18 protein-coding genes are annotated in these 23,336 nt (G+C 37.7%); 12 read left to right on the top strand and 6 right to left on the bottom strand.

Going from position 1 to position 23,336, the window contains the following annotated elements; genetic code table 11:
* The 3 genes from BN6559_RS08350 (at position 1) to rsmI (ending at position 2,498) form a co-directional block, all read left to right on the top strand.
* On the top strand, positions 1-816 hold the full coding sequence (locus tag BN6559_RS08350; RefSeq protein WP_110956335.1) for a PSP1 domain-containing protein: 816 nt from the start codon (positions 1-3) through the stop codon (positions 814-816).
* Positions 797-1,546, top strand: coding sequence for a tRNA1(Val) (adenine(37)-N6)-methyltransferase (locus tag BN6559_RS08345; protein WP_199883857.1), 750 nt, complete (start codon positions 797-799; stop codon positions 1,544-1,546). Before BN6559_RS08350 ends, BN6559_RS08345 begins: the two co-directional genes overlap by 20 nt.
* Before the next feature lie 82 nt (positions 1,547-1,628).
* The gene (gene rsmI / locus BN6559_RS08340) at positions 1,629-2,498 is read left to right on the top strand and encodes a 16S rRNA (cytidine(1402)-2'-O)-methyltransferase (protein ID WP_110954289.1); all 870 of its coding nucleotides are present in this window, start codon (positions 1,629-1,631) and stop codon (positions 2,496-2,498) included.
* A gap of 45 nt (positions 2,499-2,543) precedes the next feature.
* Here the strand turns inward: rsmI and BN6559_RS19720 are convergent, their stop codons facing one another.
* Entirely contained in the window at positions 2,544-2,801 is a 258-nt protein-coding gene (locus BN6559_RS19720) for an AbrB/MazE/SpoVT family DNA-binding domain-containing protein (RefSeq protein ID WP_110954288.1), read from the bottom strand.
* 527 nt (positions 2,802-3,328) lie between these two features.
* Between BN6559_RS19720 and metG the strand changes: the two genes are divergently transcribed.
* The 7 genes from metG to BN6559_RS08300 all read left to right on the top strand — a co-directional run bounded on the left by metG (position 3,329) and on the right by BN6559_RS08300 (position 11,400).
* Complete coding sequence (gene metG, locus BN6559_RS08330) at positions 3,329-5,272, top strand: methionine--tRNA ligase (protein ID WP_110954287.1); 1,944 nt, start codon at positions 3,329-3,331, stop codon at positions 5,270-5,272.
* A gap of 2 nt (positions 5,273-5,274) precedes the next feature.
* Positions 5,275-6,048, top strand: coding sequence for a TatD family hydrolase (locus BN6559_RS08325; protein WP_110954286.1), 774 nt, complete (start codon positions 5,275-5,277; stop codon positions 6,046-6,048).
* A gap of 329 nt (positions 6,049-6,377) precedes the next feature.
* Positions 6,378-7,352 (top strand): 3D domain-containing protein, encoded by a 975-nt coding sequence (locus tag BN6559_RS08320; protein ID WP_110954285.1) that lies wholly within the window; start codon positions 6,378-6,380, stop codon positions 7,350-7,352.
* Between the two features lie 188 nt (positions 7,353-7,540).
* On the top strand, positions 7,541-8,104 hold the full coding sequence (gene rnmV / locus BN6559_RS08315) for a ribonuclease M5 (protein ID WP_110954284.1): 564 nt from the start codon (positions 7,541-7,543) through the stop codon (positions 8,102-8,104).
* Positions 8,101-8,943, top strand: coding sequence for a 16S rRNA (adenine(1518)-N(6)/adenine(1519)-N(6))-dimethyltransferase RsmA (rsmA, locus tag BN6559_RS08310; protein ID WP_110954283.1), 843 nt, complete (start codon positions 8,101-8,103; stop codon positions 8,941-8,943). Before rnmV ends, rsmA begins: the two co-directional genes overlap by 4 nt.
* A gap of 807 nt (positions 8,944-9,750) precedes the next feature.
* On the top strand, positions 9,751-10,611 hold the full coding sequence (locus BN6559_RS08305; RefSeq protein WP_199883856.1) for an amidohydrolase family protein: 861 nt from the start codon (positions 9,751-9,753) through the stop codon (positions 10,609-10,611).
* Between the two features lie 36 nt (positions 10,612-10,647).
* Positions 10,648-11,400 carry an exodeoxyribonuclease III gene (locus BN6559_RS08300; protein WP_110956333.1) on the top strand — a complete coding sequence of 251 codons (753 nt, stop codon included), beginning with the start codon at positions 10,648-10,650 and terminating at the stop codon, positions 11,398-11,400.
* 185 nt (positions 11,401-11,585) lie between these two features.
* On the opposite strand, the gene BN6559_RS08295 is transcribed toward BN6559_RS08300, so the two are convergent.
* On the bottom strand, positions 11,586-12,293 hold the full coding sequence (locus tag BN6559_RS08295; protein ID WP_110954281.1) for a hypothetical protein: 708 nt from the start codon (positions 12,291-12,293) through the stop codon (positions 11,586-11,588).
* Between the two features lie 599 nt (positions 12,294-12,892).
* Between BN6559_RS08295 and BN6559_RS08290 the strand changes: the two genes are divergently transcribed.
* Positions 12,893-14,248: an NAD(P)-dependent oxidoreductase gene (locus BN6559_RS08290; protein ID WP_110954280.1), complete on the top strand. Its 1,356-nt coding sequence runs from the start codon at positions 12,893-12,895 to the stop codon at positions 14,246-14,248.
* 140 nt (positions 14,249-14,388) lie between these two features.
* Here BN6559_RS08290 and cydC read toward each other — a convergent pair whose 3' ends face one another.
* The 4 genes from cydC to BN6559_RS08270 are packed head-to-tail and all read right to left on the bottom strand — an operon-like array spanning position 14,389 to position 20,219.
* A complete protein-coding gene (cydC, locus tag BN6559_RS08285; protein WP_110954279.1) occupies positions 14,389-16,116 on the bottom strand; it encodes a thiol reductant ABC exporter subunit CydC in 1,728 nt (575 codons plus the stop codon).
* Complete coding sequence (cydD, locus tag BN6559_RS08280) at positions 16,113-17,843, bottom strand: thiol reductant ABC exporter subunit CydD (RefSeq protein ID WP_110954278.1); 1,731 nt, start codon at positions 17,841-17,843, stop codon at positions 16,113-16,115. Before cydD ends, cydC begins: the two co-directional genes overlap by 4 nt.
* A 4-nt stretch (positions 17,844-17,847) precedes the next feature.
* Positions 17,848-18,855, bottom strand: a complete 1,008-nt coding sequence (cydB, locus tag BN6559_RS08275) for a cytochrome d ubiquinol oxidase subunit II (RefSeq protein ID WP_110954277.1) — start codon at positions 18,853-18,855, stop codon at positions 17,848-17,850.
* Positions 18,855-20,219 carry a cytochrome ubiquinol oxidase subunit I gene (locus tag BN6559_RS08270; RefSeq protein ID WP_110954276.1) on the bottom strand — a complete coding sequence of 455 codons (1,365 nt, stop codon included), beginning with the start codon at positions 20,217-20,219 and terminating at the stop codon, positions 18,855-18,857. The genes cydB and BN6559_RS08270 overlap by 1 nt, the downstream gene beginning before the upstream one ends.
* 259 nt (positions 20,220-20,478) lie before the next feature.
* Between BN6559_RS08270 and BN6559_RS08265 the strand changes: the two genes are divergently transcribed.
* Positions 20,479-23,277, top strand: coding sequence for a bifunctional diguanylate cyclase/phosphodiesterase (locus tag BN6559_RS08265; RefSeq protein ID WP_110954275.1), 2,799 nt, complete (start codon positions 20,479-20,481; stop codon positions 23,275-23,277).
* Positions 23,278-23,336 lie beyond the last annotated feature (59 nt).

Raw genomic sequence — 23,336 nt, 5'->3', positions numbered from 1 at the left:
TTGTATACAGTAGTAGGAGTACGCTTTAAAAAAGCGGGTAAAATATATTATTTTGATCCTGGCACATTAAAAATCGCTGAGTTTGATGATGTCATTGTAGAAACTGCGCGCGGCGTAGAATATGGACAAGTCGTAATCGGGCCAAGACAGGTGGAAGAAGATCAAATTGTTTCGCCGCTTAAGACGGTACAGCGTAAAGCGACAAAAGCCGATATGGAGAAACTAAAGGAAAATCGTGCGAAAGAACAAGAAGGATTTCAAATTTGCGAGAAAAAAATAGCAGCGCATGGACTTCCTATGAAATTGATTGACGTTGAATATACGTTTGATGTCAATAAAATCATTTTCTATTTTACAGCAGAAGGAAGAATTGATTTTAGAGAACTGGTAAAAGATTTGGCGGCAGTGTTCAGAACGAGAATTGAACTTCGCCAAATTGGTGTACGTGATGAAGCAAAATTAATGGGCGGGATTGGTTGCTGCGGACGTCCGCTTTGTTGTGCAACGTTTCTTGGCGATTTTGAACCAGTTTCAATTCGCATGGCGAAGGAACAAAATCTATCCTTAAATCCAACGAAAATTTCAGGGATTTGTGGTCGGTTGATGTGTTGTTTAAAATATGAAAATGAGTGCTATTGTAATTGTCCGCATAAAAAGATTACTGCACCAAAACAAGGGGCAAGAGTTATTACGCTTGAAGGCGAAGGTAAAGTTATTTCAATTAACAATCAACGAAAGACTGCGACCGTATTATTAGATGACAACAAAACGATTGTTCTCACATGGGAAGATGTTGTTGAAAAAGACGAAATGTAAGATGGACCTGCAACCTGGAGAGCATTTGGATGATTTGTTGATCCAAGATATGAAGATTATTCAGCACGATCAACAATTTAAATTTTCTTTAGATGCTGTATTATTGGCACATTTTGCTATGTTGAAACCTAAAGATAAAGTGGCAGATCTAGGAACTGGTACAGGCGTTATTGCGTTATTGATGGCGGCACGTGGTGCTGCAGCTGTGGAAGGATTTGAAATAAATCCGATTATGACGGATATGGCAAGGCGCAGCGTTCTATACAATGGGTTAGAAAATCGGATTGTCATGCGGGCAATGGATTTACGAAAGATTAAAGCAGAAGTATTGGCAGGTGGCTTTGATTTGGTTGTCAGCAATCCGCCATACAGATCAATTCAAGCGGGGAAAATCAGTTTTCATGATGATATTGCGATTGCTCGGCATGAGATTTTGGCAAATTTACAGGATGTTGTGCATGCTGCAAAGCATTTGCTTAAATTTAAAGGCCGTTTTGCCATGGTGCACTTGCCTGAACGAATTGCTGAAATCATCGTAACAATGCACCAGGCGAATATTGAACCTAAACGGATGCGTATGGTGCAGGGAACCTTGGATAAAAAACCTACAATGGTATTAATCGAAGGTGTTGTTGGTGCAAAACCTGGTATTGATGTTGCGCAATCTTTGATTATATATAAACAGGATGGAACGTATAGTGACGAAGTATTAAAATATTATCAAAAGTAGGCATAAAAAGGGCTGCGGCAAATTTTATTTTGTACGCAGCCTTTCCTTACGATATTTTTATTGAGAATAAAGGAGTGATCTTATGGAATTGTCAAAGACATGTGGAATTTTATATTTATGTGCGACCCCAATCGGGAATTTGGAAGATATGACGTTTAGAGCAGTAAGAATTCTTGGTGAGGCGGATCTGATAGCAGCAGAAGATACCAGGCATACACGGAAATTACTCACCCATTTCACGATACACACACCGTTGACCAGTTATCATGAACATAATAAATTGGAGAAAGGCCCGGAGTTGATTGAACAACTTTTATCGGGAAAGGATATCGTTGTTGTTAGTGATGCCGGACTGCCGGGAATTGCAGATCCAGGCAGTCATCTAGTTGAGCTTGCGATTGAAGCAGGAATTACGGTAACACCGTTGCCGGGGGCAAATGCAGCATTGTCAGGGCTGATTTGTTCGGGGCTTGATACGACACGGTTCACTTTTATTGGGTTTTTACCAAAGACAGCAAAAAAACGTCGTGAAGTTTTAGAAAATTTGGTAGAAAATCAAACAACTTTATTATTTTATGAATCACCGCATCGTTTGAAGGCAACACTAAAAGAATTGATGGAAGTTTTGGGCGATCGCCGCGCAGTTGCCGCACGTGAACTTACGAAAAAATTTGAAGAATTTGTTCGAGGCAATTTATTGAGTTTAAAAGAGCATTTTGATATAAATCAGCCACGCGGTGAATTTTGTCTAATCATTGAAGGCAATGCAACGTGTGCACAGGAAGGTCAAGACACCTTGGCTAAGCAAGTATCGCCATATGAAATGGTTTTGCAGTTGATAGAAGCGGGAATGGATAAAAAAGCAGCAATGAAAGAGACGGCAGTAAAACTTGATTTGGCAAAGCGTGAGGTTTATCAAGCAGTACTAGAAGGCGAAAAAAAAGTACCATAACGAGGCGTTTGCCTTGTATATGGTACTCTCATATGTAGAGATAGATTAATTATCAGACGATTGATTCAGTGCTGTTGCACATTCGGAACAAACATTTTTACCTTTGTATTTTGTAACATGATCAGCATTACCACAGAAAACACAAGCACAAGATGGTTCATATTTGCGAAGAACGATGCGGTCTTGGTCTACATAAATTTCTAAAGCATCTTTTTCTTCAATTGCAAGTGTGCGGCGTAATTCAATTGGAATAACTACCCTACCTAATTCATCTACTTTGCGTACAATACCAGTTGATTTCACAGTAATCTCTCCCTTATTCATTTTCATTCAACAATGTTCGACAAAATCCGTCTAACTAAATAATACCAGATATTGCAATAGGTGTCAACCCTATTTATTCCAAAAAAGTCAGACTTGGTTCGTTTTACATAAAAAAATGAAATTTTCTAATATATTATAGCATAAAATGTAGAAAAGTGTCGAACGATTTTTTTATCCTAGCATAACAAATTTTTATAAAAATTTAATAATTATGGGTTTAAATTCAAAAATTAAGGTATATACTGTAAATTATTGGAGATGTTTGCAGTATAAAAGCTATATGCGTTAAAATGGGTGCATAATATTCCGTTGAAATAGAGTTTTAGGGATGCGGTAGATATTGATGTGAGTTAATTTTGGTGATAATATAAAATGATATGGAGCTTCTATCCAGAAATTTTTACTGTTTAAAAACAGTAAATGTGCGAAAAAGATGGAATTATTTCTTTTTATATGGATAAAAATTTATTTATCTTATCATAGCTATTTTGAAAGGGGTTTATTTAATGAAAAAAAAATCATTCTACATAACAACACCAATTTATTATCCGAGTGACAAATTGCACATTGGACATGCATATTGCACGACAATTGCCGATTCGATTGCTCGTTATAGACGATTGGCAGGATATGATGTTTTATTTTTGACAGGTTCCGATGAACATGGGCAAAAAATTCAACGTAAAGCAGCTGAGCAGGGTGTCACACCAATTCAATATGTAGACAAAATCGTTGCTGGATTTCAAAATTTATGGAAACTTTTAAATATATCGAATGATGACTTTATTCGTACTACAGAAGAAAGACATCATAAAGTAGTACAAGCAATTTTTAAGAGAATTTATGAACAGGGAGATATTTACAAAAGTAATTATGAAGGCCTATATTGTACGCCTTGTGAAACGTTTTGGCTAGAACGTCAATTGGTAGATGGAAAATGTCCAGACTGCGGTCGTCCAGTTGAATCTGTGCAAGAAGAAAGTTACTTTTTCCGGATGTCAAAGTATCAAGACCGTTTACTTGCATTTATTGAAGAAAATCCTGATTTTATCCAACCGACATCACGTCGTAATGAAATGATCAATTTTATTAAGAGCGGATTGGAAGATCTTTGTATCTCAAGAACAACGTTCGATTGGGGCATTCCTGTGCCGATTGACGATAAACATGTAATTTATGTATGGTTTGATGCTTTGACCAACTATATAACAGCTGCCGGATACCTATCTGATGATGAAAAATTTGCAAAATATTGGCCGGCAGATATTCATTTAGTAGGGAAAGAAATTGTTCGATTCCACTCGATTATTTGGCCGATTATTTTAATGGCATTAGGGCTCGAACTGCCGAAAAAGGTCTATGGACATGGCTGGTTGATTGTTGAAGGCGACAAGATGTCAAAATCAAAGGGAAATGTTGTTGATCCAGTCGGGTTAATTGAAGAATTTGGTGCAGATACAATTCGATATTTCTTGCTGCGGGAAATTAATCTTGGCATGGATGGGAATTTTTCACGAGATGCATTGATCCAAAGAATTAATTCCGATCTTGCAAATGATTTAGGCAATTTGCTGCATCGCACTTTGAATATGGCACAGAAATTTAATGATGGAATTTTAGAAGCACCAATACAAGGCGATCCTATAGATGCTTCTTTGATTGAGTTGGCAGAAAAAACTGTGGCAGACTATGAAAAAATGATGGATAACATGGATATCAGTGCAACAATCAAGCTAGTTTGGTCCTTTATCAGCCGCACGAATAAATATATTGACGAAACAGCACCTTGGGCTTTGGCAAAAGATCCGCTGAAAAAAGAACGTTTAAATACAGTGATGTATAATTTAGTTGAAAGTTTGCGCATCATCAGCATTTTGATTTCACCATTTATGCCAACGACTGCACCAAAAATTTGGGCGCAGTTAGGCTTGAACAAAGATTTTACAACGGTGCAAATGGTAGACATAAAAAAATGGGGGCAAACACCGGTTGGAACGAAAATCAACCAACCAGAACAAATTTTCCCGAGAATTGAAGAAGAGAAAGAGCTTGTAACTGAAAAAGCAGCTAAAATAGATAAAAAATCAGGCACAGTAAAGGCTGAAGAAAAGCGCACAGCACCTTCGGAATCTACGGAAATTACAATAGATGAATTTGCAAAAATGGATTTACGTGTTGTAAAAGTATTGGCAGCTGAAAAGGTGCAAAAGGCAGATAAACTTCTTATGTTAACTGTGGATTTAGGAACGGAACAGAGAACCATTATTTCAGGAATCGCGAAGCATTATGCACCGCAAGACTTGATTGGTAAGCATGTTGTTATGATAATTAATTTAAAACCGGCAAAAATTCGCGGTGTTGTATCGCATGGAATGGTACTTGCTGCCTCCATGGATGAAGCATTAAAGGTAGTAGAAGTAGATATGCCGGTTGGTAGTAAGGTGAAATAAAAATGTTATTTGATTCTCATGCACATTTAGACGATGAAAAATTCGATGATGATCGTTTAGCGGTTATTGCACGCGCGAAAGAAAATGGTGTTGGATATTTCATCAATGTTGGCGCGGATATGGAATCTTCTCTGCGATCTATAAAACTTGCGGAAGAACATGAAGAGATTTATGCAGTCGTCGGTGTTCATCCGCATGAAGCTGAAAAAGTGCTCCAATCAGATTATCAACAGCTTGCGGAATGGACGCAGCATAATAAGGTCGTGGGCATTGGCGAAATTGGCTTAGATTATTATTATGATTTATCACCACGACAAACGCAAAAAGAGGTATTTATCCGCCAGTTAGATGTTGCGCGTCAAATGCATATGCCTGTGAGTATTCACAGCCGTGATGCACACGGAGATACGATGGAGATTTTAAAACGCGAAGGCAAGGGGCTTGTTGGCGTTGTACATTGTTTTGCAGGTAGTATGGAAATGGCGAAAGAATTGATTAAAATGGGATGGTATTTGGGGGTAGATGGCCCGGTTACATTTAAAAATGCAGCTAAATTACCGGAAATTATGGCAAGCATTCCATTGGAACGATTGCTGATCGAAACAGACAGTCCTTACCTCACGCCTGTACCATTTCGCGGTAAGCGAAATGAACCTGCCTATGTTCGGCTTGTAGCAGAACATGTAGCTAAATTGCGCAATATAGATTTTGATACTTTCGCCAAAGTGACTACACAAAATGTATGTGATTTGTTTGCAATAAAAATAAAAAAATAAATTTGTAAAATAGAATGAACTGTATCCCAAATATTAGATAATGAAGACCTAATATTTGGTGGTGCAGTTTTTATTTTTATCTATGATTTAATGAAAAAACGGCTGTAAAAATGCAGATAATTTTAGTCAGGAATTTTTATGAATATTATTCCCAGATATTGCATATGATGAGTATGTAACGTGTTGGATAAATTTCAACATCAAATGAACATCTTTTGCATAGATATTTACAATAGAGGAAGAAATTTTTTGGTTAAAAATTGAAGTAATGTTTGACAAAAAAATGTTTACATGATATAATGCGAAAGTTCTTTCGAAGGGGGAATTTAATGAGTATAAAAGCAATATTTTCCAACAAAAAAACACTCATGATCGTAATACTAGTGCTGATTATGGTATTGGTATCAGGCTTTGTTTGGGGACAAAAAAACATTGAAGTGATCGCCGATGGAAACAGCGTGGCTGTAACTACATTAAAAAGCGACCCTAAACAAATTATTGAACAAGCGGGCATTCAACTAGGGCCGCAGGATGAATATCGTTTATCAACAGAAAAAGTAAAAGATAAAACTATGATTACCGTTTATCGCGCTGTTCCTGTAACTGTTACCTATAAGGGTACAAGCAATCAAATGATGACAGGGAAACCAACTGTTGGAGAATTACTTAATGCGTTAGAAATTACAGGTGAGGCAATTAGAGTCGAACCGAATCCGGAAACGAAAATTACAGCAAATGTTAATATAAAAGTGGTTGAAGTATCAGATGAAACCATTGAACGTGAAGAAGAAGAACAATACAAAACAGAGCGTCAACCTGATCCTACAATGGAAACAGGATCAGAAGAACTTGTGCAGTCTGGTGAAAATGGCGTAAAAGCCGTCACTGTCAAAGTCCATTATGATGATGGAGTCAAAGTAAAAGAGGAAGTTATCGGCGAAAAAGTCATAAAACCTGCAACTTCTGAGATTATTAAAGTTGGTACACGTGATACGGTAGATACTTCTCGTGGCGCGATGCGGTTTAGACGTGCGATCTATATGGAAGCAACAGCATATTTGCCTACCGATGGTAACGGCAATGGAATTACGGCTACAGGAATGACTGCCAGACATGGTGTTGTTGCAGTCGATCCGTCTGTAATACCTTTGGGAACGCGGCTATACATACCTGGATATGGTGTGGCAGTTGCAGCTGATACTGGTGGAGCGATCAATGGAAATATTATTGATTTATGTATGGAAACTTATAGCGAGGCGATAAGTTTCGGACGACGTTCCGTGAAAGTTTATATATTAGAATAAAAGACGGGGCTGCCCAAAAGAAATTTTGCGGCAGCTCTTTGTTTGTGTTACGCGTCTTTGCATGTTAAAATAATGAAGTGGAATTTGACAGGTATAGCTTTTATCTGTTTATATGTATCGTCATAGATGGAGAACATCGTACTTACTTATAGATATAAACATGAATTTAAGGGATAGTAGGTTTTAAAATGATAAAAGAGGTTCTGGTAGTAGAGGGCAAACAAGATGTGGTCGCAATCCGTAAGGCTGTAGAGGCGGATTGTATCATAACGGGTGGCTTTAGCTTAAAACCGTATATGATTGAAGATATACGGCAAGCCTATGAAAAGCGTGGTATTATTATCATGACAGATCCGGATGGTGCTGGAGAGAGAATCCGCAGATTTCTTAGTAAACGTTTTCCGAATGCCAAACATGCTTTTGTACCAAAAGAGGAAGCAACAGCCAATAACGACATTGGTATAGAGCAGGCTTCGCCAAATGCAATTCGGGCAGCCTTGGAAAAGGTGCGGTATTTAGAATGGACACCGACACAGCTTTTTACAGCAGCCGACTTAATCGCGGCAGGTTTAAGCGGAATGGACGATGCAACACAAAGGCGAGCAAAAGTTGGTGCAGTTTTAGGGATTGGTTACGCAAATGCTAAAACTTTTTTGAGAAGATTAAATCATTATGGTGTCACCAAAGCAGAGTTTACTCGTGCGGTAACTGTTTTGGATGCCGAGATAGCAGAGGAGATTACGACTGAATGATCCAGCCTACAATCGCAAAACGCGAAGTGACAAAACATATATTAAAAACATTTGATATTCATATGAGCAAAAAATTAGGGCAAAACTTTTTGATTGATGAGAGCATCGTCCATGATATCGTGGATGCTGCAGATATTCAAGAAGGGGAGACGGTACTTGAGATCGGTCCGGGAATTGGGACATTGACGCAAGCATTAGCCGAAGCTAAGGCAAATGTAGTTGCTGTTGAGATTGATAACAGGCTCCCAGAAGTATTGGCAAAGACTTTAGAAGGCTATGAAAATGTTCGCATCGTGCATGGAGATATTTTGAAAGTCAATATTCCTGAGATTGTGCAGAGTGCACAATTTAAGGTTGTTGCGAATTTACCGTATTATATTACAACGCCGATCATTATGGCACTTTTAGAACAGCGTTTGCCAGTGACAAAACTCGTTACAATGGTGCAAAAAGAAGTGGCCGATCGCATGGTCGCTAAACCGGGTAAAAAAGATTATGGTGCGTTGTCGGTGGCTGTGCAATATTACACGGAACCCAAAATTGTAGCAGACGTTCCGCCAAAATCATTTATTCCTTCCCCTGCGGTGGATTCCGTTGTGATCTGCTGTGATGTGCGTACGCAGCCAGCGGTAGAGGTTGAAAGTGAAAAAATGTTTTTTCGTGTAGTCAAAGCAGCGTTTTCCCAACGTCGTAAAACGCTGAACAATGCATTAAAAACGATGGGAATTCCAGTCGAAACAATAAAAATGGCAATCGACAAAGCAGATATTGATGGGACTAGACGTGGTGAAACCCTAAGTTTGCAGGAATTTGCGGCGATTGCGAATCAAATTAAGTAATCTAGGGGACAGATAGGTAGCGGGTTGGCGATAAGCGCCCATCTGCGTCGTTGCCGCCAGATGCTGCTCGTCGACGTACATGAGTACGACTCCTTCGCAACTTCTGGCTGCGCCTAGCAGCTGAACACTTCTCGCCAACCGGCGACCTATCTTCGTACTAATTATAAGTGGAACGGATTTTAGTAACGTATATTCACTTTTGTGAATATACGTTACTTTGTCTACAGTCTGACTGTCGCATTTTAATGCGGCAGTTTTTGTTTTCGTTCCCGGCCTTTTCCGGAAAAACACGTTCCGAAGGATGAAAAAAGAGCAACTTACGTAAAGAAATCCGTTTGTCTGAGCGTAGCGAGTTCAGGATTTTAGTAAGTTGCTCTTTTTTCAAGGGTTTTGGAGGCTTGAGGCTAGTACATTGACTAGGTTGAAATTTAAGGTTAGATTGCGGAGATTTTTTTGTCTTGCTAGGCGGAGGCGTCGCGCATATCGGATATATGTAAGATGACGACAACGAAGCAAGTCAGAAAAAGATACGTAAGATAACCAAAAGTTTAACCTAGTCAATGTACTCATCTTTTTGGTACTTTTGAGGCGATGCCAAAAGTACATCTTCGTATTATGGATACACTAAGGCTATATAAATAAAATCTTACTAAGTACACTTTCTTCCTTATAAAAATATTATGTAAATATAAAATTTATGTAGACTATAGAAACTAAACATTCGTAGCATGCACTGCAAATACATGCTACATTTTTCATCCATATGTTATAATAAAAACAGTAAAGAGCAAACTGAAAGAAGGCAACATGATGAAAATTATTGATGCACATTTACATTTTTCTGCAACACCGCATTTTAAAAATACGGCGTTAAATGCAGGTCATTTAGATACATTAGAACATTTACAACATGTTTTTCATGAACAAAATATTGTTTTGGGAATTGGTATGGGGGTTGATGGCAAAGACAATAATCAACAGATCAGTTATCCACTTACGATAAATTTCGGCAAAGTATCACATCCGAAATTTTTAGTACAGTGTCTGGGGATTGATACAGCTGCGATTACAAAAGAAAATGCGCAAGAAAGTCTTCAAGCATTTGAAGCGAGAGTGAAAGATACAGATGTTGTCGGTTTAAAAGTATATGCCGGATATCAGCATTTTCATGTGAATGATCCTGTATATCATCCTTTTTATACCTTGGCGGAACAGTATGATATTCCTGTCGTTATTCATACGGGAGATACTGCAAATGCTGCTGGATTGTTAAAATACTCTCATCCTTTGACTGTTGATGAGGTTGCGGTAAACTTCCCGCGTGTTCGTTTTGTTATGGCGCATTATGGAAATCCATGGATTGTGGATGCTACGGAAGTGGCGAAAAAAAATCCGAATGTTTATATTGATTTATCAGGTCTGGCTGAGGGTAAATTTTCTGTAGATTGGTTTTATGAAAATTATCACGGTTATTTAGAGCAAATAAAAACATGGCTTACGTATTTATCGCGGTACGACAAAATTATGTATGGTTCAGATTGGCCATTGGTGAATATGCAAAATTATGTAGAGTTGATAAAACGACTGATTCCAGAGGAACATCAGCAGGCCGTGTTTTATGATAATGCAACAAAAGTATTTTCTAAAATAAACGCGTGGTTAAAATAATATAAGTCAGGTCGAAAATGAAGGGAAGTGTGCATGGTGAAAATGATATCTTGGAATGTAAATGGACTTAGAGCTTGTTTGGGAAAAAACTTTATGGAAGTTTTTCAAACGCTCAATGCGGATATTTTTTGTTTACAAGAAACCAAAATGCAGCAAGGACAGGCAGAAGTTCATCTTGACGGCTATCAGCAATATTGGAATAGTGCCGTTAAAAAAGGGTATTCAGGTACAGCTGTATTTACGAAACATACGCCGATCAATGTTCAATATGGTTTAGGTATAGAAGAACATGATCAAGAAGGTCGTGTAATTACACTGGAATTTGACACATTCTATTTAGTTACAGTGTATACACCGAATTCCAAGCGAGAACTGGAGCGTCTCGCTTATAGAATGCAGTGGGAAGATGATTTTCGTTCATATTTGAAGGCTTTAGACGAGAAAAAACCGGTGATTGTTTGTGGAGATTTAAATGTTGCACATCAGGAAATTGATCTGAAAAATCCACAAAGCAACCGTCGTAATGCGGGATTTACGGATGAGGAACGAGAAAAAATGACGATTTTATTGAATGCTGGCTTTACAGATAGTTTTCGTTATTTATATCCCGATAAAACTGGCATCTATAGTTGGTGGTCTTATATGCGGCAAGCACGCGCGAATAATGCAGGGTGGAGAATTGATTATTTCCTCGTTTCCGATCAAATCAAAGATCGCATCCGGCAAGCTAGTATCCATGATGATATGTTGGGGAGTGACCACTGTCCGGTTAGTTTAGAAATATTTTGAGAATGAAATTATAAAGGGGATACACTAAGGTTTTGTTTACAAAAGTCTTAGTGTATCCCCTAAATTATATGCTTTTCTTTTGTCATTACCGCAAAATAGCTAAACCGGTTCCACTGATAAACTAGTACGAAGATGAATGCTTATCGCCGACCCGCGACCTATCTGTCCCAATTTGTAAGTCTTTTTCAAATATCCCAATTGCATTGATCAATCGATGGCGTTGCTTTATCAATATCGCTTAAAATCCAAGAGGCATTGTCATGTGTTGCAGAGAATGCGACTTCTAAACCTTCCTTAAAGGACTCTTCTATTTCCATAAAAGAAAGTGCTTTGTGCATGAAATCTTTTGCAATTAAGGTCGTGCCGTTTGCACCGGCGATTTGTGCTTTGAAACGATAGGCGAAATAAAGATAGCTGTTATGATGAATTGGAATGGATTCATAAACTTCGATTTTTTCATTTACTTCATCAATTGCAACATCAGTTTTCTTTTGCATATGGAGTGTAACCCAACGGTCTGCCCACAGTTCCCCGCGTAAAACGTATTTATATAAAAAATCTGTGCTTTCAGCCAATTCTATGGCTAAATTTATGTAATTCAGAGCGTTCTCCAACTGATCTTTTTGTGTGCGTAAACACGTACTAAGACGTTGCAAAGCAAAGACTTTTTCTTCAACATCTTCAGAATTTTCTTCATCTACTTCGGCCTCAACAATTGTTTTGAAAAGTTCAACGGCCTCATCGGTTTTGTTGAAGTCGGGCATAGCAAGAAAGTGTGCTAATCTGGCACGTGTATGCCAATCATCATAACCGCCATGAAATAAAAAATGCGGTGGTTTTAGTTTGCTTTCCATAACAAGATGAACAAGTTCATCAAATTGTGCTGTATTCATATAAAATCACTCCTGTGCAAATAGTGTACTCAATAAATTATATCATAATACAATCACAGCATTTTAGCAAAAGTAAATAACGCAAGTCATTTTAGTTTTAAATTTTTGCTCAAAAGCTGTTGCGAAAACAGAGCATTGATTTGAGTCGATTCTAGTCAATGTTTGCCTGCAGTCGATATAAAGTTTCATTTGATTTTATAATTGTGCATGATAATAAATGAATATGAGGTGTATGAATAATTATTCAAAAATAAATCGTATAAGAATCTATAGCTGAAATGAAGATAAAAGGCGATTGTTTTTTAATACAAGATCAATGCATAGTTGATATCATTGATTTAAAAGAGCGGATAAAAATACTTGGATTCTTGTATATTATTAAATTGTTTAAATATTATAATTATTATTTCAATTAAAAAGTATGTTAAATTTTTCCCAAAATGAATAAGTTCACAAAATAACTTGCATTTTTATACGTTTTCATCTAGTTATTTAAAGAAAACAATGCTATAATGATGTCTGTAATTTATAATTTCATTGTTATTATTTATGACTTTGTAAAAATGTAGACTGACTTTTAAGGAATAGGGGCATGAAATATGGATGATAAAACTATGGAAATTTATAAAGCAAAAGGTTTTACATTAAAAGAAGCCGTTGCTGAAGCAAAACGTTGTTTGAATTGTGTCAAGCCAACCTGTCGAAGGGGATGTCCAATTGAAAACGAAATTCCGGCGTTTATCAGAGAACTTGCAAATGGGAATCTTGGTCAGGCTAGTGCGGTTATCGCAAGACGCAGTAATCTTCCGGCTGTTTGCGGACGAGTATGTCCGAGAGAGCGACAATGCGAAGGGTCTTGTGTTTTAAATGCAGATGGGCGAGCAATACAAATCGGTAAACTGGAACGGTTTATCGCAGATATGGACGGAGATTTGGAGATTACGCCGCTGCCAAAATTGTGGGAAGAAAAAGGGCGCGTTGCGGTGATTGGGTCAGGTCCGGCTGGACTCACTGTCGCTGGAGACTTAGCGAAAATGGGATTTAAAGTAGCCGTTTTTGATGCGCAATCAGAGCCCGGGGGCGTTTTGATGTATGGAATTCCGGCGTTTCGTTTGTCGAAATCAGTAGTTCGCCGTGAGATCCAAAAAATTGAACGTCTTGGTGTGCAATTTAGAACCAATGTTATGGTAGGGCAGGATTTAACATTAGATGATATTTTCCTGCAAGGTTTTGATGCGGTTTTTGTTGGAACAGGAAATTCAGTTGCAAAAAATTTAAATATTGAAGGAAAAAATTTACCTGGTGTAGTGGAAGCCACCTATTTATTGCAAATGGTTGCCTTAGTAAATCAAGGCAGTGTTGATCGCGAAGAAATTCCGGTTCGCGGCGGAGATCGTGTTGTAATCATTGGCGCCGGAAATGTAGCGATGGATGCTGCGAGAACGGCACAACGTGAGAATGCTGCACAAGTAACTGTCGTCTTTCGTGAGACGGAAAATAAAATAGCTGCATTACCTTCTGAGGTTGAAGTTGCAAAAAGAGAAGGTGTTATTTTCACAGGATTAAAAAGTCCGATAAAGTTTGTTGGCGATACAAAAGTAACTGGAGTCCAATGTGAAATTCGTGAAAAACAAGGGGATAAAGTGGTTGGAACAGGTGAATTTGAAACAATTCCGGCAGATCGGGTGATTATTGCAATTGGTCAAAAGCCAGCTGCACGCATTATTGCTACAACACATGGGATTGAGGTAAATGAAGGTGGCTTTGTGAGAACAAAAGAACGTCCTTACGGTATGACGACAAGACATGGTGTATTTTCTGGTGGCGACGTTGTCCATGGACCGGCAACCGTTGTACGAGCAATGAAAGATGCAAAAAAAGTAGCCTTGGGGATCGCACAATATGTTGAGGCAAAAAAATTAATGGAAGAGTGCGGTCTAAAAATCAAAGAATAAATACAAAGGGGCTGTCGTATTAAATCGTATTTATCCCCCTTTAGTTGATCCATCAATGCGTAAGTGTCCTTTTGGCATTGCCCAAAAGAACGAAAAAGAGGTGCCACACTAATTTGCTTAGTGCAACACCCCTATATTTTTTAAAAATCAATTTTATGATTGTACATTTGATAAAAAATTGCTTGTTTCTGCATTAGTTCTTGAAATGTGCCTTGTTCAACGAATTTTCCATTCTCCATGACGAAGATTTGCTGCATGTTTTCCAGACCGACTAAGCGATGTGTGATGAGCAGAATTGTGTGCGCCTTTAAGGTGTGTTCAATTGTGTGCAGTATGTTTCTTTCGGTAATAGCGTCTAAGCCGGTAGTTGGTTCGTCTAGAAGAAGTATTGGTGCGGGTCTTAGTAGGGCTCTGGCAATGGCGAGCCTTTGTCTCTGACCGCCGGAAAGAAGTTTGCCGTTTTGTCCGACATTTGTTTGTAATCCATCAGGCAGGCTGTTTACAAACTCGCTTAGTTCTGCTTGCTCAATGACGCGCGAAATGTCGTCTGGTGTAGCATGAGGATTGGCAAGACGAAGATTTTCTTCTAGCGTAGTATGGAAAATATGTGTATGCTGTGCAACTACATTAAAATGCTGCCGGATATTTTCAGGCTGATTTGCCTTATATTCTATATCTCCTAGTTTGACGCTGCCACTTTGATATTCCCAAAAACGTAAAAGCACATTGATCAATGTGCTTTTTCCTGCTCCACTCGTACCAACAATGGCGATTTTATCGCCTTTTTTTAATGAGAAGGACAAATTGTGCAGGACTTGATTTTGATTCGGATAAGAAAAATTTAATTCTTTTACATCCAGTGTAAAGTTAGTATCTAAAGTAACATCTTTTTCAGCTTTTACTGATCGCACAGGTGTATCACTCTCAATTATATGAAAAATCTGTTTAGCAGCTGCCATGCTTTCTGCGTAGTAATGCCAGACGGCAGGGAGAACAAGTACCGCTTCAAAGCTGCTTTGCAGTGCTAAAGTCAAAACTGCAAGTGTTACACCACTGATTTGTTCTGTATGAACCATTGGAATGAGCAGGATGAGCATACACCAAATCGTAAAATTTGCGATGAAATTTGCACTGGCGTCAGCACATGAATTTATGCGGAATACTTTATTTTGCTGTTGATCAACTACTTCTAAGTTGTTTGCAATTTTTCGCATTGCAATTGTTTTGTAATTAAATGCGATGAGTTCTGTAATGCCGATTAATAGATCAATGCAGTTTGATTTAAATTGCATTTGCGCTTTTAACAATATGGCAGAATGTCTCTTGTTAAAATAGTAAATGATCATCGGCACTGCAATGCCGATGGTAAGAAAAGCAATCGATAATAAGAGCGCTAAGGTTGGAATATAAAAGCAGAGTATGCCGCCGAGAGCTGCAAGAATTGTGAATGCAATAATTGGTGGTGCAAGTACCCTTAAATAAAAGTCTTTGAGTGTGTCGATATGATGAATCAGCAGACTAAAAATTTCGCCACTTTGCCATTCATTCAGCTTTGCTGGAGCAAGTGGTTCTATTTTTTGATAACACCAGACACGAAGTTTGGTCAGAATCTGAAAAGTTGCATCGTGAGACACATATCGTTCTGTATAGCGAAATATTGCGCGGGAAATACCGAAAAAACGTACGCCGACAATCGCTAAAGAGAGTTCATAAATAAATGGATGCAAGGCCGCGCTGGCGATAAGATAAGCGGCAGCAGCCATCAAAGAAATTGAACTGGCAACACTGCACCAGGCGAGGAGTAAAGCAAGCAGCATCGTTGGTAGAACAGGGCGAACAAGTTTTATGAGTTTAAAGAAAATAGTCATAGTTCACCTCGATATGCCATTAATAGAGTAAAGTATGCGCCGCGTTGCTGGAGGAGCTCATCATGGCTGCCAATTTCAAGTACCTGTCCATGTTGCATAACAATAATTTTATCTGCTGTTTCAACAGAACGTAAACGATGAGCAATGATGAGTACAGTTTTTTCTTTTGTAAGTTTATGGAGTGCAGTTGTAACATCGGCTTCTGTATTGACATCTAAGCCAGATGTTGCTTCGTCTAAAAGTATAAGTGGTGCATTTTGCAGAAAAGCTCTTGCAATTGCGATACGTCGCATTTGACCACCACTTAATTGATGACCACCCTCACCAAGCATTGTTTGATATCCTAGAGGTAACTGCTGAATGAAATCATGTGCCATTGCAGCTTTTGCTGCTGCTTCAATCTCCTGAAACGTTGCATCGGTATTTGCCATTGCAATATTTTCAGCGACTGTTTGTGCAAAGATATGTGGTGCTTGTGGAACGTAAGCGATATTTTTTAACCACGCAGTTTGTTCGATACTGGATAAATCAGTGTGATTGATTAAAATTTTTCCGCTTTGTGGCTGAATAAAATTTAACAGCAGGTGAAATAATGTCGTTTTACCAGCACCGCTGGCACCAACAATCGCAACATGCTCTCCTGGAGCAATCGCAAAATTTATCTCATTTAGAACAGGTTGATTGGCTAGATAAGAGAAGGAAACATTTTCAAATGCAATGCCAAGCTTGGATGTTTTATGAAACGAGACCTTCTGATCTTTTGCAGTAGATTTGTGCACAGGATTTTTTAGGACTTGATAGATGTGATCTGCGGCAGTGGTTCCAGCCATAGATGCATGAAATGCTGTACCGAGTTGACGCAATGGAAGATAAAATTCTGGGGCAATTAATAAAAGAAAGAAAGCAGTGGAGAACGTGATGTTATCATTTAGTAGACGTAAGCCAACTGTAACTGCGACTAAAGCTACACTCAAAGTTGCAACCAATTCTAAAATAAGTGCAGACAAAAAGGCAATACGAAGCACTTTTAAAGTAATATCACGAAATTCATTGCTCAAAGTCTCAATTTTTTTTATTTGAGCAATGCTTTGATTTAATATTTTAAGTGTAGTTAATCCTTCAATCACATCAAGAAAATAAGCACTGATGTTTGATAATGTCTGCCATTGTTTTTTATTTTCTTTGTCGGCGCGTTTACCGATGAGGATCATGAAAATTGGAATGAGTGGAGCGGTAAAGAGGAGAATCAGAGCAGTTTTATAGTCAATTGGCAAAATGATCATAAGAATTAGAAGCGGTAAAATTGCAGTGCTGATGATTTGCGGTAAAAATTTAGTAAAATAGTCATCTAAATGGTCGATACCTTCTGTCAGCAGGTTTATGAGTTCGCCGACTTGTTCTCTGGCTAAGGTGATGGGACCAAGGGCAAGCAAATGGTGCAGTAAGCGTGTACGTAAATCATGTTTTATTTGTTGGGCAATTGTATGGGCAGTATTTTCTGTGAGCCATAAAACAATTGATTTTACAGACATAACGAAAAGTAGTATCGCGAGAGGCGATACTACTTCTGATAGAAGAAGTTTTTCTAAAAAAACACCATGAATAATTTTGGTCAGTTCATAAGCTGTTAGCACGATGCAAATTGCATTGATGATACTTAAGCCAATAATTTTAAAAAAACGATGTCGATATACTTTTGCTTCAGTGAGTAAGCGTTTATCCAGCATGCAATTAATACTCCAAGTCTTTAGCCGTAACCCTCTTGCGGAATACCCAGTAAGTCCACCCTTGATAGATCAGGACTACAGGAACCAAACATAATGCTGCAACGGTCATAATTTGCAATGTATAAGTAGAAGAAGCAGCGTTATAAATTGTTAAACTCCAATTTGGATTTAAACTGGAAACCATTAAGCGAGGGAATAATCCAGCGAAGAATGCAATCGTAGTTAAAACAATTGCTAATGAACTCATTATAAAGCCAAATCCATATTTTTTCAACCAGGCAAAAATGTAGCCGGCTACAAATGTAATCGCTGCTAAGATTAAGCTGCTTGCAGCAAGGACACTGGAAAATAAAGTTGTATTTGTATAGGTTAAAATCATACAGATGACAAAAACGACAGCTGCAATCAACCCATTTTTAAGTGCGAGACCGCGGACTCTTTCAATCATACTCGTGCTTTCAATTTTCAAAGCAAGGAACATTGCACCGTGAAAAATAAAAACAAATAAGAAAGCCAATCCGCCAACAATTGTATACGGTGTTAATAAATCAAAGAAAGTTCCAATATAAATCATCTTCTCGTTGATTGCAATTCCTTGTATCAAGTTGGTTACCGCAACACCCCAAAGAAGTGCCGGGATTCCGCTGCTGATGCAAAGGGTCCAATCCCAAGTACTGCGCCATATCGGGTTTTCATCTTTGCTGCGGAATTCAAAGGTAACGCCGCGTGCGATCAATGCGAGCAGCATGAGAAATAAAGCGATATAAAAACTGCTGAACATTGTGGCATAAACGTGAGGAAATGCTGCGAATAATGCACCGCCGGCTGTAATCATCCAGACTTCATTGCCATCCCAAACCGGCCCAATCGTATTGATGATGATGCGACGCTCGGTATCGTTTTTACCTAAGAATGGTAGGAGTACACCTACACCGTAGTCGAATCCTTCTAAGAAGAAAAAACCGATGAAAAGAACGGTAATTAGAATAAACCAAAGTATATTTAAATCCATTATGCCCGACCACCTTTCATCGATTGTAATGGGGTCTCAGGACCTTTTTTGATGAATTTAACGGATACATAAATCGCAACGTAAGCAAGGATTGTATAAATCAGAGTAAAGCCAATTAATGAAATCCACACTTCCGTTGTTGTAATATTTGGTGATATAGCGGTACTTACTTTTTGCAGACCTACGACGATCCAAGGCTGTCTGCCGCCTTCCGTAACATACCAGCCGGTAGAGTTTGCTATGTATGGCAATGGCAGTGCAAATAACAATGCTTTTAATGCGAGTGCATACCCACTAGATTTATTTGTAAAAATGTAGAAAGCATTGATGATTGCAATCCCAATCATGATTACTCCGGCGAGAACCATGATACGGAAGCTCCAGAATAAACCGGGTACATCAGGGATGTAATCACCAGGGCCAAATTGTTGTTCATTTGTTTTTTGTAGATCGGTTAATCCTTTAATTTCTCCATCGAATTGGTTGTAAACCATAAAAGAGAGCATGCCGGGAACCGCGATCTGTGAAGAATTTTTTTGTTTTTCTTGATCAATTTGTGTATAAAGTGTAAACGGAGCGGGATTTTCAGTTTTCCACAAAGCCTCAATAGAAGCTAATTTCATTGGTTGTGTATGGATGAGTGATTGGGCTTGAAGATGACCGCTGCCCATGACAGCGAATAAGCCGATAATTGTCCATACTAAACCGATTTTCATTGTACTCGTAAATGATTCCACGTGCGTTTTCCGGAGTAAATGATAGGCACTGATCGAAACTACGAAAAAACCAGCAGTTACGATGCCGGATAAAACAGTATGAGAAAATTGGCCAGCTACGTATGGATTGGTGAGAAGTGCAGTAAAATCAAGCATTTCTGCGCGTCCATTACGGATTGTATAGCCAACGGGATGTTGCATAAATGAATTTGCAACTAGAATCCAAAAGGCAGAAAGGTTGCTGGCAAAAGCAACAAGCCAGATACAAGCCAAATGAATTTTTTTAGAAAGCCGATCCCAGCCGAAAATCCATAGTCCTAAAAAAGTAGATTCGATAAAAAATGCAGTTAAAGCTTCTAAAGCAAGAGGGGCGCCAAAAATATCACCCATGAATCTAGAATATTCCGACCAGTTCATACCAAAGTGAAATTCTTGGACAATGCCTGTAACGACACCCATTGCAAAGTTGACTAAAAAAAGCTTGCCCCAAAATTTTGTCATCTGTTTATACTGTTCTTTTCCTGTTTTCACATATAAGGTTTCTAGTATAGCTATAAATAATGACAGTCCCAAAGTCAAGGGAATAAATAAAAAGTGATAAATTGTTGTGATTGCAAATTGCCATCTGGATAATAAAATAGCATCCATCTTTAATTCTCCTCTCTGAATATAAATACACTCAATCTATATAAAGTATAAAACTTCCAATGGATTCATGTCAACAATAATTTATATTAAAGGAGAAATATTATTTAAAATAAAATAAATATAAACAGAAATAAAAAATGAAGATATTTAAAATATAAAATTTAAAAAATTTTTCTCCTATAGTATAATAAAAAATAATGAAAATTTATTGTAGTATATGTTTAAATAACTCATATGATGGTGAAAGTTGGAGCGTTTTATGGAACATGAATGGTTTTTAACAATCGCAGAAGAGCTTCCTTGCGGAGTTGCTAAGTTTCGTTATAATAATAAATTTCAGTTATTGACGGCAAATCGAATTTTTTTTGAAATGATGGGATATACGCAGGCCGAATACCATAATTTGTTTGAAATGTATTTTGGTATCAGTGTGAATCAAGAAGAAGTTAAGCCCATACAAACTTTAATGAAAGAACAACTTTCGAAGGGTGATAAGATAAAATTTAAATATCGTCATATCATGCCGGATCAAAGTATAAAGTGGATCGTGCTTCATGCAAAAAAAATATGTCAAACAAAGGATGGAATCATCTTTCAAGGAATTTTTACGGATCTTAACGATGATAAAAAAGTACAAACGATTGCAGAGTTTGGAACAAAACAGTTAAATCGACATGCTAAGATAGATTCTTTTACAGGCTTTTATAATAAATCAGCAATGCAAGAAATTATTCAAGAGTATCTGGAAACGACTGGGAAAAACTTAAGGCATGCTTGTATGTTGATTGATATTGATAATTTTAAGCAGATCAATGATGAGGTAGGTCATTTATTTGGTGATGCAGTACTGCTCGATTTATCAACAGAGTTAAAAAAAGAATTTATCGATACAGAAATCATTGGACGGGTTGGCGGGGATGATTTTCTTATTTTTTTTAAAGACATTCAGTCGATGCAACAGATAGAAGAAAAAGCGAAGATGGTGGGCAATATTTTTCGGCACGTGTATTCAGGAGAGAATCAGTTGCAGCGTATTTTTTGTAATATTGGTATCGCGTTTTTCCCGGAGCATGGAACCGATTATCAAAAACTCTTTGCAAATGCCAATAAAGCTTTAAATGAAGCAAAGTCTTTAAAACAAAATGCCTTTAAATTTTACGACGAGAAAATAGAACATTCAGTTTATTCCAATCAATATAACTCGGTGGATTCGCTTTCTGATACTGCAGCTTACAGTAACAAATTGGTGGATTATAATAAGAAAAGTTATATGTTGGGACTCATTAATATTTTTGAAATATTATTTGAAACTAAGGATCTTCGCAGCGGCATTAATATGGTATTGAGTATGATTGGCAAACATTTCAATGTAAGCAGAGTTTATATTTTTGAAAATGATCCGTGGGATGCCAGCATGAATCTCACTTATGAATGGTGTAATAAAAGTGTAGAATCACGGATTAAAAAGCATGATAAAATTCGCTTTTACGGTATTGCAAAAGAGCGATTGTTTTATATTGAAGACTTGCGTGTTATAGAGGAAAGATACAGTTTATCAGATGTCCAGAGGTTAAAAACATATTGGAAAGCTTGCGGGATCAAAGCACTTTTACAGTATGGGTTTTCAGAAAATGATGATTTCAAAGGATTTATTGGGTTTGATGAATGCCGAAGAGTGAGAAAATGGACACAGGAAGAAATAGATTCTCTGATGATCGTAGCAAAATTTATTGCATCTTATTTGGTAAAGATGCGTGCGCAAGAAGAAATAGAAAAACTTGCTTATACTGATGCATTGACAGGTATGTGGAATTTAAATAAATTTAAGTTAAATGCTGCGAAAATTATTGATAAAATAAATCATGATAAGGCAGATTCCTATGTAATGATTTGTTTTGATATAAAAAAATTCCGGTATATCAATGATATGTTTGGATTTGAAGTCGGTGATGAAATTTTAAAGTATATTGCCAATCAATTAAAAGAAATGGCTACGCCGGATCGGATGTTTACTAGGGCCGAGGCAGATAAATTTTTAATTTTGACGCGATATATTAATAAAGAAACTTTGATTCAATGGCTAAAATCTTTACACCGCAAAATACAATATTATACGAGTACGAAAACAGGTTGCTATAAGTTGGTGTTTAGCTGTGGCGTTTATCTTTTAAAAGCAGATGGCAGCTCGATTCATACAGTTATAGATCGGGCGGATCTAGCGAGAAGAAAAACGAGAGAGGGGCATGAAACGAGTTTAGTTTTTTACAATGATCGGTTTTTGCAGACTTTACTACGAGAAAAAGCACTCGAAGATATGGCAGAGGAGGCATTGACGAAGCGAGAATTTATTGTGTATTATCAGCCTAAAATTGAATTGGCAACGGGAAAAATAAGAGGTGCGGAGGCTCTAGTTCGTTGGATCAGTCCGACAAAAGGATTTATGTCGCCGGGAGAGTTTATTCCGGTGTTTGAGAAAAATGGTTTTATTGCAAAATTAGATTTTTATGTATTTGAAACAGTCTACGCAAGTTTAAGGAAATGGCTGGATCAAAGGCGTGAAATCGTGCCAATTTCAGTGAATTTATCCAGGGTGTATTTGACTGATCCGACCTTTATAACGGTATTGGTTCAATTAGCTAAGCGATATCATGTTCCGACAAGATACATAGAATTAGAACTTACAGAAAGCGTGTTTACAGAAAAGATTTCTGATATTATAAATTTGATGAAAAAGCTTAGAAATTTTGGTTTTTCTATATCCATTGATGATTTCGGCAGCGGGTATTCTTCCTTAAAGTTATTGAGAGATTTGCCCGTAGATTATTTGAAGTTGGACAAGGAATTTTTGGATAATGGAGCAGAAAATATACGAGAAAAAATTATTATTCAACATGTAATTCAAATGGCGAAAATGTTAGGAATGAAAGTGGTTTCAGAAGGTGTAGAAACGGCAAAACAAGCAGCCTTTCTTAAAGCATGCTCCTGTGATCTCGCCCAAGGATACCTTTACGCCAAGCCTATGCCGATCGACGCGTTTGAAAAACTAATGTGGAAATAAAATGGTGATCATATATGTCTATAAAATAATAAATTATGAAGAGGTAATCGTGTATAAGA

Origin of the sequence: Massilibacillus massiliensis (assembly GCF_900086705.1) — a bacterium.
In the GTDB taxonomy this organism is placed as follows: Bacteria; Bacillota; Negativicutes; order FLKF01; family FLKF01; genus Massilibacillus; species Massilibacillus massiliensis.
This window is presented reverse-complemented; position numbering and strand designations above follow the sequence as displayed.

Coding starts and splice junctions, on each gene's coding strand:
- rsmI (WP_110954289.1), top strand. CDS start 1,629: ATGGAATTGTCAAAGACATGTGGAATTTTATATTTATGTGCGACCCCA.
- metG (WP_110954287.1), top strand. CDS start 3,329: ATGAAAAAAAAATCATTCTACATAACAACACCAATTTATTATCCGAGT.
- BN6559_RS08325 (WP_110954286.1), top strand. CDS start 5,275: ATGTTATTTGATTCTCATGCACATTTAGACGATGAAAAATTCGATGAT.
- BN6559_RS08320 (WP_110954285.1), top strand. CDS start 6,378: ATGAGTATAAAAGCAATATTTTCCAACAAAAAAACACTCATGATCGTA.
- rnmV (WP_110954284.1), top strand. CDS start 7,541: ATGATAAAAGAGGTTCTGGTAGTAGAGGGCAAACAAGATGTGGTCGCA.
- rsmA (WP_110954283.1), top strand. CDS start 8,101: ATGATCCAGCCTACAATCGCAAAACGCGAAGTGACAAAACATATATTA.
- BN6559_RS08305 (WP_199883856.1), top strand. CDS start 9,751: ATGATGAAAATTATTGATGCACATTTACATTTTTCTGCAACACCGCAT.
- BN6559_RS08295 (WP_110954281.1), bottom strand. CDS start 12,293: ATGAATACAGCACAATTTGATGAACTTGTTCATCTTGTTATGGAAAGC.
- BN6559_RS08290 (WP_110954280.1), top strand. CDS start 12,893: ATGGATGATAAAACTATGGAAATTTATAAAGCAAAAGGTTTTACATTA.
- cydC (WP_110954279.1), bottom strand. CDS start 16,116: ATGACTATTTTCTTTAAACTCATAAAACTTGTTCGCCCTGTTCTACCA.
- cydD (WP_110954278.1), bottom strand. CDS start 17,843: ATGCTGGATAAACGCTTACTCACTGAAGCAAAAGTATATCGACATCGT.
- cydB (WP_110954277.1), bottom strand. CDS start 18,855: ATGGATTTAAATATACTTTGGTTTATTCTAATTACCGTTCTTTTCATC.
- BN6559_RS08270 (WP_110954276.1), bottom strand. CDS start 20,219: ATGGATGCTATTTTATTATCCAGATGGCAATTTGCAATCACAACAATT.
- BN6559_RS08265 (WP_110954275.1), top strand. CDS start 20,479: ATGGAACATGAATGGTTTTTAACAATCGCAGAAGAGCTTCCTTGCGGA.